The 13,041-nt window shown below is 61.1% G+C and carries 11 protein-coding genes; 3 read left to right on the top strand and 8 right to left on the bottom strand.

Annotated elements, in window-relative coordinates; translation table 11 throughout:
• Window positions 1–32 precede the first annotated feature (32 nt).
• From CX511_RS01800 to CX511_RS01785, 4 genes are all read right to left on the bottom strand, one after another.
• Complete coding sequence (locus CX511_RS01800; protein WP_045181046.1) at window positions 33–1,757, bottom strand: putative 2-aminoethylphosphonate ABC transporter permease subunit; 1,725 nt, start codon at window positions 1,755–1,757, stop codon at window positions 33–35.
• A gap of 1 nt (window position 1,758) precedes the next feature.
• Window positions 1,759–2,823, bottom strand: coding sequence for a putative 2-aminoethylphosphonate ABC transporter ATP-binding protein (locus CX511_RS01795; protein ID WP_045181049.1), 1,065 nt, complete (start codon window positions 2,821–2,823; stop codon window positions 1,759–1,761).
• Between the two features lie 174 nt (window positions 2,824–2,997).
• Window positions 2,998–3,867 carry a LysR family transcriptional regulator gene (locus tag CX511_RS01790; RefSeq protein WP_045181052.1) on the bottom strand — a complete coding sequence of 290 codons (870 nt, stop codon included), beginning with the start codon at window positions 3,865–3,867 and terminating at the stop codon, window positions 2,998–3,000.
• A gap of 7 nt (window positions 3,868–3,874) precedes the next feature.
• Window positions 3,875–6,109, bottom strand: a complete 2,235-nt coding sequence (locus CX511_RS01785) for a heavy metal translocating P-type ATPase (protein ID WP_045181055.1) — start codon at window positions 6,107–6,109, stop codon at window positions 3,875–3,877.
• 82 nt (window positions 6,110–6,191) lie between these two features.
• On the opposite strand from CX511_RS01785, the gene cadR reads away from it, so the two are divergent.
• Together cadR and CX511_RS01775 are read left to right on the top strand one after the other, a co-directional pair.
• Window positions 6,192–6,635, top strand: a complete 444-nt coding sequence (gene cadR / locus CX511_RS01780) for a Cd(II)/Pb(II)-responsive transcriptional regulator (protein WP_045181058.1) — start codon at window positions 6,192–6,194, stop codon at window positions 6,633–6,635.
• Window positions 6,636–6,925: 290 nt separating this feature from the next.
• Window positions 6,926–7,132, top strand: coding sequence for a DUF3077 domain-containing protein (locus CX511_RS01775; protein ID WP_082071293.1), 207 nt, complete (start codon window positions 6,926–6,928; stop codon window positions 7,130–7,132).
• A 69-nt stretch (window positions 7,133–7,201) separates the two neighbouring features.
• Here CX511_RS01775 and CX511_RS01770 read toward each other — a convergent pair whose 3' ends face one another.
• Genes CX511_RS01770 through CX511_RS01760 form a run of 3 tightly spaced genes read right to left on the bottom strand, consistent with a single transcriptional unit; the run spans window position 7,202 to window position 9,827 of the window.
• On the bottom strand, window positions 7,202–8,173 hold the full coding sequence (locus CX511_RS01770; RefSeq protein WP_101293100.1) for a thymidylate synthase: 972 nt from the start codon (window positions 8,171–8,173) through the stop codon (window positions 7,202–7,204).
• A 47-nt stretch (window positions 8,174–8,220) separates the two neighbouring features.
• Window positions 8,221–9,030 carry a prolipoprotein diacylglyceryl transferase gene (lgt, locus tag CX511_RS01765; RefSeq protein WP_045181067.1) on the bottom strand — a complete coding sequence of 270 codons (810 nt, stop codon included), beginning with the start codon at window positions 9,028–9,030 and terminating at the stop codon, window positions 8,221–8,223.
• Window positions 9,031–9,044: 14 nt separating this feature from the next.
• Window positions 9,045–9,827 carry a sulfite exporter TauE/SafE family protein gene (locus CX511_RS01760; protein ID WP_045181070.1) on the bottom strand — a complete coding sequence of 261 codons (783 nt, stop codon included), beginning with the start codon at window positions 9,825–9,827 and terminating at the stop codon, window positions 9,045–9,047.
• Window positions 9,828–9,957: 130 nt separating this feature from the next.
• On the opposite strand from CX511_RS01760, the gene CX511_RS01755 reads away from it, so the two are divergent.
• Window positions 9,958–10,704, top strand: a complete 747-nt coding sequence (locus tag CX511_RS01755; protein ID WP_101293101.1) for an NRDE family protein — start codon at window positions 9,958–9,960, stop codon at window positions 10,702–10,704.
• A gap of 48 nt (window positions 10,705–10,752) precedes the next feature.
• Here the strand turns inward: CX511_RS01755 and ptsP are convergent, their stop codons facing one another.
• Complete coding sequence (ptsP, locus tag CX511_RS01750) at window positions 10,753–13,032, bottom strand: phosphoenolpyruvate--protein phosphotransferase (RefSeq protein WP_045181075.1); 2,280 nt, start codon at window positions 13,030–13,032, stop codon at window positions 10,753–10,755.
• Between the last annotated feature and the right edge of the window lie 9 nt (window positions 13,033–13,041).

Here is a 13,041-nt window from a genome sequence, read left to right as displayed (position 1 = left end):
TCCTTTGAACAGTACAGGGTTGGGTAGGGCAATCATTGACCTGGCGCGCGTTGGCGCCAGGCTTGAGAACGTTGCAGCAGGCCACGCGAGGCCCAGGCCAGGAGCAGCGAAACAGTGGCGCTGGTCAGCAAGATCAGGGTCGACATCGCTGCAGCGCCGCCGACGTTGCCGGCATCGTCCATGTTCAACACGGCGACAGCGGCGAGGATGGTGTCGGGGCTGTAGAGAAAGATCGCTGCCGACACCGTGGTCATTGCCGAGACGAACAGGTAGCGAATGATGTCCAGCAGCGCCGGCAGGCAGATCGGCACGGTGACCCGCAGAAAGTGACGGTACAGCGGTGCCTTGAGCGACAGCGCAGCCGCTTCGAACTCGCCGTCGAGCTGACGCAGGGCGGTGGTCGCGGTCATGTTTGCGGTGGTCAAGTAATGCGCAATGGTGCACACCACCAGCAGCGCCATGCTGCCGTAGAACACGTGCAAGGGGTTGCTGCTCAGGTTGAAAAAGAACACGTAGCCCAGGCCCAGGACCAAACCCGGCACCGCCATCGGCACGAAGCTGAGCAGGCGCAATACCAGGTTCAGCGAGCGCTGGCCCTTGGTCTTTTCCATCAGGTAGGCACCGGTGAAGATCACCGCGCTACCGATCAACGCCGTGCCCAGGGCCATGGTCAGGCTGTTGGTGTAGGCCAGCCAGCCGCCGCCGGCGGTTTCGTCGAACTGATAGTGCTTGAGCGACAAGGTCATGTTGTAGGGCCAGAAGGTCACCAGCGACGAGTACACCGCCATGCCCACCACCAACAGCAGCACCGCGCAGACCATCAATACAATCGCCAGGAACCAGGCATCGCGACGACGCGACGGTTGCGGCAGGAACACCTGGGCACGGCCACTCATTGAGTCACCCTGGCGCCGGCGTAGCCAGGCATCGACGGTAAAGCTGAGCAGTGCCGGCACCAACAAAACCATGCCGATCAACGCGCCGCGACCGAACTGCTGCTGCCCGACCACGGCCTTGTAGGCTTCCAGCGCCAACACCTGATAGTCGCCACCAACCACTACCGGCACACCGAAGTCGGTGATGGTCAGGGTGAACACCAGACAGAACGCGGCGAACACCGCCTGCCGTGTAGCCGGCCAGGTAATGCTGTGGAACGCGCGCCAAGGGCCTGCGCCCATGCTCGACGCGGCATCGAACAAGCGCGCGTCAGCCAGCGACAGCGCCGACAGTAGGATCATCAGCGCATGGGGAAAGGTGTAGATCGCCTCACCAAGGACAATGCCCCAGAAGCCATAGATATTGTCGCTGAGCAGCCCGCGCAGCAGCCCCTGATTACCGAACAGGTACACCAGAGCAATGGCCGGTAGCATCGAAGGTGCCAGCAACGGCAGCAGCGAGATACCCCGCCAGATACGTTTACCGGGTATCAGTGTGCGTTGCAGGGCATAGGCGAACAGGTAGGCCAGCGGCACGACAATCGCGGCAACACTGAGCGACACCTTCAGACTATTGCCCAACAGCCAGTGAAAGTTGGCGCTGGCAAACAGTTCACGCGCGGCGACCAAGCCACCGCCCTGCCCGGCATCGCTGCTGAAACCACGCCAGAAGATCGCCAACAGCGGCATCAACACCGCGACGGTCAGCAGGAGCAGCAGCAGCCATTTACCGCCGACCACGAACAGACGATCACCCAGTGAAGCGCCGGAGCGCTGTGCTGCCTTCGCCTGTGCGATCGGCATGGCCATTGGCGCGGCCATCTCAGGCAAACACCTGCAGGCTGCGCGGTGGCAAGGCTACCCAGATATCCTGGGAGCCCAGGCGCGGCATCGACTCGGGAGCGACTTCGGCCAACAGGGCATGGCCCGGCAGTTCATTGAACTCAAAACTCATGCGGCAGCGGTTGCCGAGGAACGTGATCTCGCGGACCCGTGCCGGGAACAGGTTTTCTTCATGCACCGCAGGGTTGACGCTGATCGCTTCGGGGCGGCAGAACAAACGTCCGCTACGGGCTTGGCCAGCACCGTCGGCCAGCCGCATGTTCAGCGCACCGACTTGAGCATGGCTGTCACTGTGACGCTGAAACGGCAACCAGTTGCCCTGGCCGACAAACTCGGCCACAAACGGAGTAGCGGGCTTGTCGTAGATTTCCTGAGGCGTGGCGTATTGCTCGACCTGGCCGTTGTTCATCACCGCGATGCGGTCGGCCATGAGCATGGCCTCATCCTGATTGTGCGTGACCATCAACGTGGTAATGCCCAACTGGCGCTGCAACTGGCGCAGCTCGGTGCACAGGTGCTCGCGAACACGGGCATCAAGGGCCGACATCGGCTCGTCGAGCAACAGCAAAGAAGGAGCCGGAGCCAAGGCCCGCGCCAGGGCTACTCGCTGCTGCTGACCACCGGAAAGTTGACCAGGGTACTTTTTCTCGCTGCCGGACAAACCGACCAGCTCCAGCATCTGTGCCACTCGCTGGCGCACTTCCTCACGACCGCTACCCGCCAGGCCGTAGGCGATGTTGGCCTCGACCGTCAGGTTCGGAAACAGCGCATAGGACTGAAACAGGATTCCGTAGTCACGGGCCTGGGGTGGCAGATCGGAGATATCACGGTCGCCGATATACAAGGTGCCGCGGTCCTGGCGTTCCAAGCCGGCGATACAGCGCAGCAGCGTGGTCTTGCCACAGCCGGACGGGCCCAGCAGACACACCAATTCACCGGCGGCGATGTCGAGGGAGACATCCTGCAGGGCGGTAAAGGCGCCGAAGCGCTTGTGGATACCGCGCACTTTCATTTGTGCGCCAGGGTTTGCGAGCGGCGTGTTCATGGCAGGACCTCATTGAACGAATGAGGGCCATGCTAGGGGGCTAATGCGAAGGTTCTGTGGCTGGGAAGCAAAAGATGGTGATAGTGGTATAGGCAGATTTTGGTGTGGCCTGGGTTAGCAACGCTGTGCCTTGCATCGCTGGCAAGCCAGCGCCCACAAGGTACTGCTGATCAGCTATATCTCAACCGCCGCCACTTCCTGCGCCAAACCAAGAAAAGCTGCTGGCAACCTTGCCTGCCGCCGTTCCTTCAGGCAATACAGGTACTCATGCATCACCGGCGCATTCTCCAGGCTCAGCACCCGCAACTCCGGGTTGTGCGGCACTTCATGGCGGGCGATCAGGCTGATACCGATGTTGCGCAACACCGCCTCGCGAATCGACTCACGGCTGCCGATCTCGACAACCGAACCCACCTTGACACCGGCTTCTTCAAGCATCTGCTCGGTCAGTTTGCGCGTAGTCGAGCCTTGTTCACGCACCAACAGGCAGTGCCCGGCGAGCGCCGACAACGGCAGCGATTCACGGCTGGCCAACGGATGGTTGCGATGCACCGCCACCACCAACGGGTCGGTACCCAATACGCGACGCACCAGACGAGCGTCTTCAACCAGTTGTGACGAAGCGGCAAGGTCTACGCGATAGTCCTCGAGCAGTTCCAGCACCTGCTGGGAATTGCCGATCTCCACTGAAACCTCGACGTGTGGCAGGCGCTCGCGAAAGATCTTCACCAGATCGAGGATGTAATACGGCGCGGTGGCGGCAATGCGCAGGCTGCCTTGGGCCTGGCCACTGTTGCGCAGGAAGAACTCAATATCGGCTTCCTGCTGCAGCAGCGCCTTGACCATCGGCAGCAACCGCGCGCCGTCATCACTGAGAGTAAGGCGTCGACCGCCGCGATAGAACAGCTCCACCGCATACTGGCTTTCCAGGTTGCGAATTTGCGTAGTGACTGTCGGTTGGCTGAGCCCGAGTTTCTTCGCCGCCAGGGTAATGCTGCCCAAGCGGGCAACCATGTAGAAGGCTTTCAACTCGGAACTCAACATACATCCTCTATTTTCGCAGTAAGCGCAGGCCGTTAAAGACCACCAACAAACTCACGCCCATATCGGCGAACACCGCCATCCACATGGTTGCCATACCGGCAAAGGTGATCGCCAGAAAGATCGCCTTGATCCCCAGCGCCAGCACGATGTTCTGGGTCAGGATCGCCGCGGTATCGCGTGAGAGCCTGACGAAGGCCGGGATTTTGCGCAAGTCATCATCCATCAGCGCCACGTCGGCGGTTTCAATTGCCGTGTCAGTACCAGCAGCAGCCATGGCAAAGCCGATCTCCGAGCGGGCCAATGCCGGGGCGTCGTTGATTCCGTCGCCAACCATCCCCACTCGATGCCCAGCAGCGTACAGGTCTTCGATAGTCTTGAGCTTGTCGGCCGGCAGCAGATTGCCATGGGCCTGATCGATGCCAACCTGAGCGGCAATCGCCTGAGCAGTATGGGGATTGTCGCCGGTGAGCATGACAGTCTTGATACCCAACTCATGCAATTCGGCAATCGCTTCACGACTGCTTTCCTTGACCGTGTCAGCCACGGCGAACAGGGCCAGCGGGCCGGATTTGTCGAGCAGCAGTACCACAGTCTTGCCCTGGCGCTCCAGCGCATCCAACTGTGCTTCAAGTTGCGGGGAGCACAGGCCCAGCTCTTCGACCAAGCGATGGTTGCCCAGGTGGTACAACTCACCGTCGATTTCACCGCGCACGCCACGACCGGCCAGGGCTTCGAAGGCGGTCACTTCACTGAAAGCCAGTTGCTGTCCAGCGGCGAACACCGCAATGGCACGAGACACCGGGTGATCGGAGCGCTCGGCAAGGCTGGCCGCCAACGCCTGTGCGCGGCCTTCGAACAGCGGTTCGAGAACCACATGATCGGTTTGCACTGGTTTGCCGTGGGTGATGGTGCCGGTCTTGTCCAGCGCCAGGAAGTCGAGCTTGCGCCCACCTTCAAGGTACACCCCGCCTTTGACCAGGATACCTTTGCGCGCCGCGGCGGCCAGGCCGCTGACGATGGTCACCGGGGTGGAGATCACCAGCGCACAAGGGCAGGCAACCACCAGCAGCACCAGAGCGCGGTAGATCCAGTCGAACCAGGCGCCGGCCATGAACAACGGAGGAATCACAGCAACAGCCAGCGCAAAGGCAAATACGGCCGGGGTGTAAATCCGCGAGAACTGATCGACAAAACGCTGAGTCGGTGCACGGGCACCTTGCGCCTCTTCCACCGCCTTGATGATCCGCGCCAGGGTCGATTGCCCGGCAGCCGCCGTCACCCGATATTCCAGGGCGCCTGCCTGATTGATGGTGCCCGCGAAAACCTTGTCACCCGGGCCTTTTTCTACCGGCAGACTCTCACCGGTAATCGGCGCCTGGTCGATGCTCGATTGGCCACTGATCACCTCGCCATCCAGGCCTATGCGTTCACCTGGGCGCACCCGCACCAAAGCGCCGAGCACCACCTGCTTAACTTCAACCTCACGCCATTGGCCATCGGCCTGTCGTACGGTGGCCATATCCGGCGTGAGTTGCATCAACCCACCGATGGCGTTGCGCGCACGGTCCAGCGAGCGTGCCTCGATCAACTCGGCGACGGTAAACAGGAACATGACCATGGCCGCTTCTGGCCACTGCCCGATCAGCACCGCGCCCGTCACCGCGATGCTCATCAGCGCGTTGATGTTGAGGTTGCCGTTCTTCAGGGCAATCCAGCCCTTCTTGTAGGTACCCAGACCACAACTGAGGATCGACACCAGGGCGACCAGTGCCACGACCCAGGAGGGCCCCAGCGCGGCGAAGTGAATGACTTCGGCGCCAATGGCCGCAACCCCCGACAGTGCCAGTGGCCACCAATGTTTTTTTTCAGGTGTCGGCGTGTAAGCAGGTTCCTCGCTGGAGTCAGTCAGGGGTTCGGCCTGCATGCCCAACGAAGCCACCGCCTGTTCGATCGCCGAGGTGTCGTCATGGGTATGGCGAACCTCGAGCACGCGATTGATCAGGTTGAACTCGAGCTGCTCGACCCCCGCCAGCTTGCCCAGCTTGTTCTGGATAAGGGTCTGTTCGGTCGGGCAATCCATCGCCTCGATGCGGAAGCGACTCAGGCGCGCATCATCGCTGGCAGCATCACCGAACTGCACTAACGACGGCGCGGCCTCGTGAGAGCAGCAGCTGTGTGCGTGCTTGGCGTGGTCATGACCGTGGGCGTCTTTACCGTGGATGTGGCTAACAGGCTGGTTCATAGGTTCATCCCTAAATGTCCTGTTGCCAAGTGAACACCCTGTAGCCACTATAGGGTCAAGCAACCTGTCGAGGATTTTGCAGATGAAGATCGGCGAACTGTCCAAAGCCACCGACTGCGCGGTGGAAACCATCCGTTACTACGAGCGGGAAAACCTGCTGCCGGAGCCTGCGCGCAGCGAGGGCAACTACCGGATGTACACCCAGGCTCACGTTGAGCGCCTGACCTTCATTCGCAACTGCCGCACCCTCGACATGACCCTGGAAGAGATTCGCAGCCTGCTGCGCCTGCGCGACAGCCCGGAGGATCAGTGTGAAAGCGTCAACGCGCTGATCGACGAGCATATTCAGCACGTAAATGCGCGTATTGATGGGCTGCAGGCGTTGCAGGCGCAACTGCTGGAGCTACGCCAACATTGCCATCCCAAAGAGGTGCAGTGCTCGATCCTCCAGCACCTGGAGGTCAATGGTGCGGTGACGGCTCCCGAGGCGGAGCATTCGCATGTGGGTAGAAGCCACGGTCACTGACGTGCCTTGCTGGCAACGCTTCGTAGCCGCTGCCGCCAGGCTGCGATCGGCTGCGTAGCAGTCGTCATCCAGTCACCCTGATGCGCCTGAATTGCGGCCGCTTCGCGCCCGATCGCAGCCTGGCGGCAGCGGCTACGAGGTTGCTCACGTAAATCAGTCAGAAAATTTCAGGTTTAGACGCTTTCGGAACTATCCTACGCACGCTGCCGCCTTTTCTCTGTTGTTGAGAAAATGCATCAGGGCTAATTTCCTTGGGTCGTCATTTTTGGCGGCCGGGCGTGAGAAACCCGATGACATTAGAGCAGCCAGTCATGGCGGCTGTGCGCGGGCAGACCAGCAATACGGCAGGTGTGGTGAATTTCATCCGCAGCGAGCAATCACCGATGGGGCTGTTTCGTATTGCGCCGGGCGTGCCGTGTGACTACGCGCTGGAACAAGCCTCAACCGTGGTGGGAGCGGCGGTGCGACGACTCGACTTGCCCCGCGATGCGATGTAATAGTCAAATCGCAATCGCGGGGCAAGCCCGCTCCCACCAGACAGCCAGTTGTTTCTACAATGACGGTGATCAGACCGCCATCGGGGCGGTCATCGGCGCATGGTGTTCGTAGCCTTCAAGGCTGAAGTCGCTCGGCTCGACCTTCTCCAGCCACTCTGGTTCGTACACGCCAGTCTTGGCATATTCCGGCACACGATCACTGATCACCAGCGTGGGTGCTGCCAGCGGCTCGCGCTTGAGCTGCTCGTTGAGCATGTCCAGGTGGTTTTCATACACGTGCGCATCACCGATGAAGTAGGTGAACCAGCGCGGCGTGTAGCCGGTCAGGCGACCCACCAGCGACAGCAGCGCCGCGCCTTCGGTGAGGTTGAACGGTGTGCCCAGGCCCAGGTCGTTTGAGCGGATGTAGAGGGTCAGGGAGATTTCCTTGGTCTCGACATTCGGGTGGAACTGGTACAGCAGGTGGCACGGCGGCAAGGCCATTTCATCGAGCTGCGCGCAGTTCCAGCCGTGGAACAGAATACGGCGGCTGCCTGGATCGTTGTGAATGGTGTCGATGCACTGGCGAATCTGGTCGATGGCCTTGTACAGCACCACGAAGGCCTCGCCGTCTTCTTCAGACGCTGCAATTTGCTGGAAGCCCTGGCTCTGCGCCAGCTCGATCGCCGCCGGGTTGCTCAGCGGGATGCGCTTGTAGGCCGGCCATTGGCGCCATTGCACACCGTAGATCTCGCCGAGGTCGTCATGCCCCTGGCGGAACGGGTTAGCCAGCCACTGGGCGTTTTCGTTGGCGTTCTGGTCCCAGACCTTGCAACCCAGCTCACGAAACTCGCCGGCGTTCTTCACACCACGCAAAAAACCCACCATCTCGCCGACGGCCGACTTGAACGCCAGCTTACGGGTGGTGATGGCCGGGAAGCCCTTCTGCAGGTCGAAGCGCAGCGAAGCGCCGGGCAGGCTGATGGTGCGGATACCAGTACGGTTGCCCTGCAGGGTGCCGTTTTCGATCACATCACGGACCAGATCTAGATACTGTTTCATGGCTTACCTGTAGCAAAGACGGCAGGGGATCACCCTGCCGTGGAAAATCAAACGGCGGCCTTGGCCGTGGGTTTACGGTTGTAGGCCCACCAGATCAGGCCGATGCCGCCGAGGATCATCGGCAAGCAGAGCAACTGACCCATGGTCAACCAGCCAAAGGCAATGTAGCCCAGCTGGGCGTCGGGAACCCGCACAAACTCAACAATGAAGCGGAAGATCCCGTAGAACAGCGCGAACATGCCGGAAATGGCCATGGTCGGGCGCGGCTTGCGCGAGTACAGCCAAAGGATCAGGAATAATGCCACACCTTCCAGGGCGAACTGGTACAGCTGCGACGGGTGACGCGGCAGTTGTGCCGGATCGCTGAACGGCGGGAAGACCATGGCCCACGGCACATCAGTGGCCTTGCCCCACAGTTCGGCGTTGATAAAGTTGCCAATGCGCCCGGCACCCAGGCCGATCGGCACCAGCGGCGCAACGAAGTCCATCAGCTCGAAGAACGACTTGTTGTTGCGTTTACCGAACCACAAGGCCGCCAGCATCACACCGATAAAGCCGCCGTGGAACGACATGCCGCCTTTCCACACTTCGAAGATCAACGCCGGGTTGGCCAGGTAGGCGTGCAGATCGTAGAACAGCACGTAACCCAAGCGTCCGCCGACAATCACGCCCATGGACAGCCAGAACACCAGGTCCGAGAGCTTTTCATTGCTCCAGGTCGGATCGAAGCGGTTCAACCGGCGCTTGGCCAGCAGCCAGGCGCCGCCGATGCCGATCAGGTACATCAGGCCGTACCAATGGATTTTCAGCGGACCCAGGGCAACAGCCACGGGGTCGATCTGCGGGTAAGGCAGCATGGTGACTCCTCTCGTTAAAGCAAAAAGCTCAAGCCGACGCAGAACAGCAGCGCGGCAAACAGCCGTTTGAGCAAGCGTGGCGACAGTTTATGCGCCAAGCGCGCGCCGAAGCGGGCGAAAAACATACTGGTCAGGGCAATTCCGAGCAGCGCCGGCAGGTACACGAAGCCCAGGCTATGCGCAGGCAAGTGTGGGTCGTGCCAACCCAGCCAGATGAAACTCAGGGCACTGGCCACAGCAATCGGAAAGCCGCAGGCCGACGACGTTGCCACCGCCTGCTGCATGGGCAAGCTGCGCCAGGTCAGGAACGGCACGGTCAACGAACCGCCGCCAATGCCGAAGATCGCCGATGCCCAACCGACAACGCCGCCAGCAGCGGTCAGTCCGGCCTTGCCGGGTACCTTGCGACTCGCCTTGGGCTTGAGGTCCAGAGCCATCTGCAGGGCGATCACTAGCGCGAACACACCAATGATCTTCTGCAACATCGGGCCCTGGATCAGCGACGCGGTCTTGGCCCCGATACCGGCACCAACCAGAATCCCCAAGGTCATCCAGACGAAGATCGGCCACTGCACCGCGCCCTTGCGGTGGTGCTCACGAATGGCGTTGATCGAGGTGAAGACGATGGTCGCCAGGGATGTACCCACGGCCAAGTGGGTCAGCACCGAAGCATCGAAACCCTGCAAGGTGAAACTAAACACCAGCACCGGCACGATGATGATGCCGCCGCCAACGCCGAACAACCCGGCCAGCACGCCTGCACAGGCGCCCAGCAGCAAATAGAGCACGAATTCCATTGTCGCCCCCGTAAATTCAGTCCGGCATGGTAACGGAAGGTAGGCCTGTGGCTCTAGTGAAGACACATTAAGTCGATGGAACAGGTTGGGCGCTATTGGGTAGAGTGGGCAAAAACACAGAGGACCACCTATGTGTCTGATCGTTTTTGCCTGGCGGCCGGGCCATGCCCAGCCGCTGATCGTCGCGGCCAACCGTGATGAGTTCTATGCCCGTCCCAGCCGCATGCTGGGCGCCTGGGACGATGCGCCTGGGGTGTATGCCGGACGCGACCTGGAAGCTGGCGGCACCTGGCTGGGCGTCGGCCCGGGCGGGCGTTTTGCCGCATTGACCAATATCCGCGACCCGCAACTGGCACAGGGCGCACGCTCACGTGGCGAGTTGGTGGCGGCGTTCCTGCGGGGCGAGAGTAGCGTTGAAGCCTATCTGGATCAGGTCGCCAGCCACAGCCAGCAGTACTCCGGGTTCAACCTGCTGGTGGGCGATAGCAGCACGCTTGGCTATCTGAATGCCCGAGAGGCGCAGGTGCAACTGCTCGGCGAAGGTGTTTATGGGCTGTCCAATGCAGGGCTGGACACGCCTTGGCCAAAGCTGGTCAAGGCTCGCGCCGGTTTGAAGCAACAGTTGGCCGACCCGCAGCCTCCGGCGTTGCTGAGCCTGCTTGGGGATAACCTGCAGGCCGCCGATGGCGAGTTACCAGAAACCGGCGTAGGGCTCACTACCGAGCGCTTGCTGTCGAGTGTGTTCATTGCCAGCCAGAACTATGGGACGCGGGCCAGTACGGTGCTGATTGTCGAGGCGGACGGTCGGCGCAGGTTGCTGGAGCGCAGTTTCGGGCCGTTTGGTGGGCATCTGGGGGAAGTGGATTTGCAGGTTTGAGGCTATCGCCGGTCTTGCCGGCGATGGGCCGCAAAGCGGCCGCAACAATCACAAGGTCTTCGACGACCCGGGATTGATCATCCGCGCCAGCCCAAGGTTCTTCAGAGCCAGCTGCAGCGAACTGTGGATAACTTGCGGGTTGTCGATACCCATGGCCTGGGCCAGCAGTTCCTTGGATTTGCTCAAGCTCACCTGACGCAGCATCCATTTCACTTTCGGCAAGTTGGTGGCGTTCATCGACAGGCTGTCGAAGCCCATGGCCATCAACAACACTGCAGCTGCCGGATCACCGGCCATCTCACCACAGATACTCACCGGCTTGCCTTCGGCATGGGCATCGCGCACCACGTTCTGCAGGGCTTGCAGCACGGCCGGGTGCAAGTAGTCATAGAGGTCGGCAACCCGCGGGTTGTTACGGTCTACCGCCAGCAAATACTGGGTCAGGTCGTTGGAGCCGACCGACAGAAAGTCGACCTGACGCGCCAGCTCGCGGGTCTGGTACACCGCAGCCGGGATCTCGATCATCACCCCCACCGGCGGCATCGGCACATCGGTGCCTTCGTCACGCACTTCGCCCCAGGCCCGGTGAATCAAGTGCAAGGCTTCTTCCAGCTCGTGAATACCGGAAATCATCGGCAACAGAATGCGCAAGTTGTTCAGGCCTTCGCTGGCCTTGAGCATGGCACGGGTTTGCACCAGGAAGATTTCCGGGTGGTCGAGGGTTACGCGAATGCCCCGCCAGCCGAGGAAGGGGTTGTCTTCCTTGATCGGGAAATACGACAGCGCCTTGTCACCACCGATGTCCAGGCTACGCATGGTCACCGGCAAGGGGTGGAAGGCCGCCAGTTGCTCGCGGTAAATCGCCAGCTGCTCCTTTTCACTAGGGAAGCGCTGGTTGATCATGAACGGTACTTCGGTGCGGTACAGCCCTACGCCTTCGGCGCCACGTTGCTGGGCACGGGCGACATCGGCGAGCAGGCCAGTATTGACCCACAACGGCATGCGGTGACCATCAAGAGTAATGCACGGCAGTTCGCGCAGGGCATCCAGGCCTTGGGCCAACTGGCGTTCTTCTTCGACCACTTCGGCATACTGCTTACGCAGCACATCGCTGGGGTTGGTGTAGACATCGCCCTTATAGCCATCGACGATCATGTCGATACCGTCGACCTTCGAATACGGGAGGTCGACCAGGCCCATCACGGTGGGAATACCCATGGCACGGGCCAGAATCGCCACGTGGGAGTTACCCGAGCCCAGTACCGATACCAGTCCGACCAGCTTGCCTTCCGGCACTTCGCCGAGCATCGCTGGGGTCAGTTCTTCGCTGATCAGAATGGTGTTGTCGGGATAGACCAGTGTCTGCTGCCTTGCCTCTTGCAGATAGGCCAGCAGACGCCGGCCTAGATCCTTCACATCGGAAGCCCTCTCGCGCAGGTAAGCGTCGTCCATCAGTTCGAAGCGATTGACGTGCTCGCCCACCACCTGGCGCAAGGCGCCCTGGGCCCACTGACCGGTCTTGATCACCTGCACCACTTCACCGCCCAGGGCCGCGTCTTCGAGCATCATCAGGTAGACGTCGAACAACGCGCGCTCTTCCGGGCGCAGTTGGGTAGCGAGTTTGGCGGACAGGCTGCGCATGTCGGCGCGCACGCCTTCCAGGGCGTTGTTGAAGAGTTTGAGTTCGGCCTCGATGTCATCGACGCTCTTGTCCGGCACCACGTCCAGATCGGCCGGTGGCAGCATGACCACTGCCTTGCCCACGGCCGCACCAGGCGAACCCGGTACGCCGACGAACTTGGCCTCTTGTATGCCTTTGCCCTGACGCCCCAGACCACGGATCGAGCCGGTTGCTTCGGCATGGGCAATTACCCCGGCGAGCTGGGCGCTCATGGTTACCAGGAAGGCTTCTTCGCCCTCATCGAACTGGCGTCGTTCCTTTTGCTGGATGACCAGAACGCCGACCACACGCCGGTGGTGGATGATCGGCGCACCGAGAAACGAGGCATAACGCTCTTCACCGGTTTCGGCGAAGTAGCGATACCGCGGGTGGTCTGCGGCGTTTTCCAGGTTCAGCGGTTCTTCACGCGTACCGACCAGACCGACCAGACCCTCGTTAGGCGCCATGCTGACCTTGCCGATCGAGCGTTTGTTCAAACCCTCAGAGGCCATCAACACAAAGCGGTTGCTCTCAGGATCGAGCAGATAGACCGAACAGACCTGACTACCCATGGCCTCTTTGACGCGCAACACAATGATCCCCAACGCCGTCTTGAGATCCTTGGCGGAGTTAACTTCCTGGACGATCTTGCGCAGCGTATTGAGCATGGCTCGGGG

It is taken from the genome of Pseudomonas sp. S06B 330 (assembly GCF_002845275.2).
Taxonomy (GTDB): domain Bacteria; phylum Pseudomonadota; class Gammaproteobacteria; order Pseudomonadales; family Pseudomonadaceae; genus Aquipseudomonas.
Note: the sequence above shows the minus strand (reverse complement) of the source record. Positions and strands in the feature narration are given on the sequence as shown.

Excerpts from the sequence above, each read along its gene's own strand:
- CX511_RS01800 (WP_045181046.1), bottom strand. The coding sequence starts at position 1,757 with ATGGCCGCGCCAATGGCCATGCCGATCGCACAGGCGAAGGCAGCACAG.
- CX511_RS01795 (WP_045181049.1), bottom strand. The coding sequence starts at position 2,823 with ATGAACACGCCGCTCGCAAACCCTGGCGCACAAATGAAAGTGCGCGGT.
- CX511_RS01790 (WP_045181052.1), bottom strand. The coding sequence starts at position 3,867 with ATGTTGAGTTCCGAGTTGAAAGCCTTCTACATGGTTGCCCGCTTGGGC.
- CX511_RS01785 (WP_045181055.1), bottom strand. The coding sequence starts at position 6,109 with ATGAACCAGCCTGTTAGCCACATCCACGGTAAAGACGCCCACGGTCAT.
- cadR (WP_045181058.1), top strand. The coding sequence starts at position 6,192 with ATGAAGATCGGCGAACTGTCCAAAGCCACCGACTGCGCGGTGGAAACC.
- CX511_RS01775 (WP_082071293.1), top strand. The coding sequence starts at position 6,926 with ATGACATTAGAGCAGCCAGTCATGGCGGCTGTGCGCGGGCAGACCAGC.
- CX511_RS01770 (WP_101293100.1), bottom strand. The coding sequence starts at position 8,173 with ATGAAACAGTATCTAGATCTGGTCCGTGATGTGATCGAAAACGGCACC.
- lgt (WP_045181067.1), bottom strand. The coding sequence starts at position 9,030 with ATGCTGCCTTACCCGCAGATCGACCCCGTGGCTGTTGCCCTGGGTCCG.
- CX511_RS01760 (WP_045181070.1), bottom strand. The coding sequence starts at position 9,827 with ATGGAATTCGTGCTCTATTTGCTGCTGGGCGCCTGTGCAGGCGTGCTG.
- CX511_RS01755 (WP_101293101.1), top strand. The coding sequence starts at position 9,958 with ATGTGTCTGATCGTTTTTGCCTGGCGGCCGGGCCATGCCCAGCCGCTG.
- ptsP (WP_045181075.1), bottom strand. The coding sequence starts at position 13,032 with ATGCTCAATACGCTGCGCAAGATCGTCCAGGAAGTTAACTCCGCCAAG.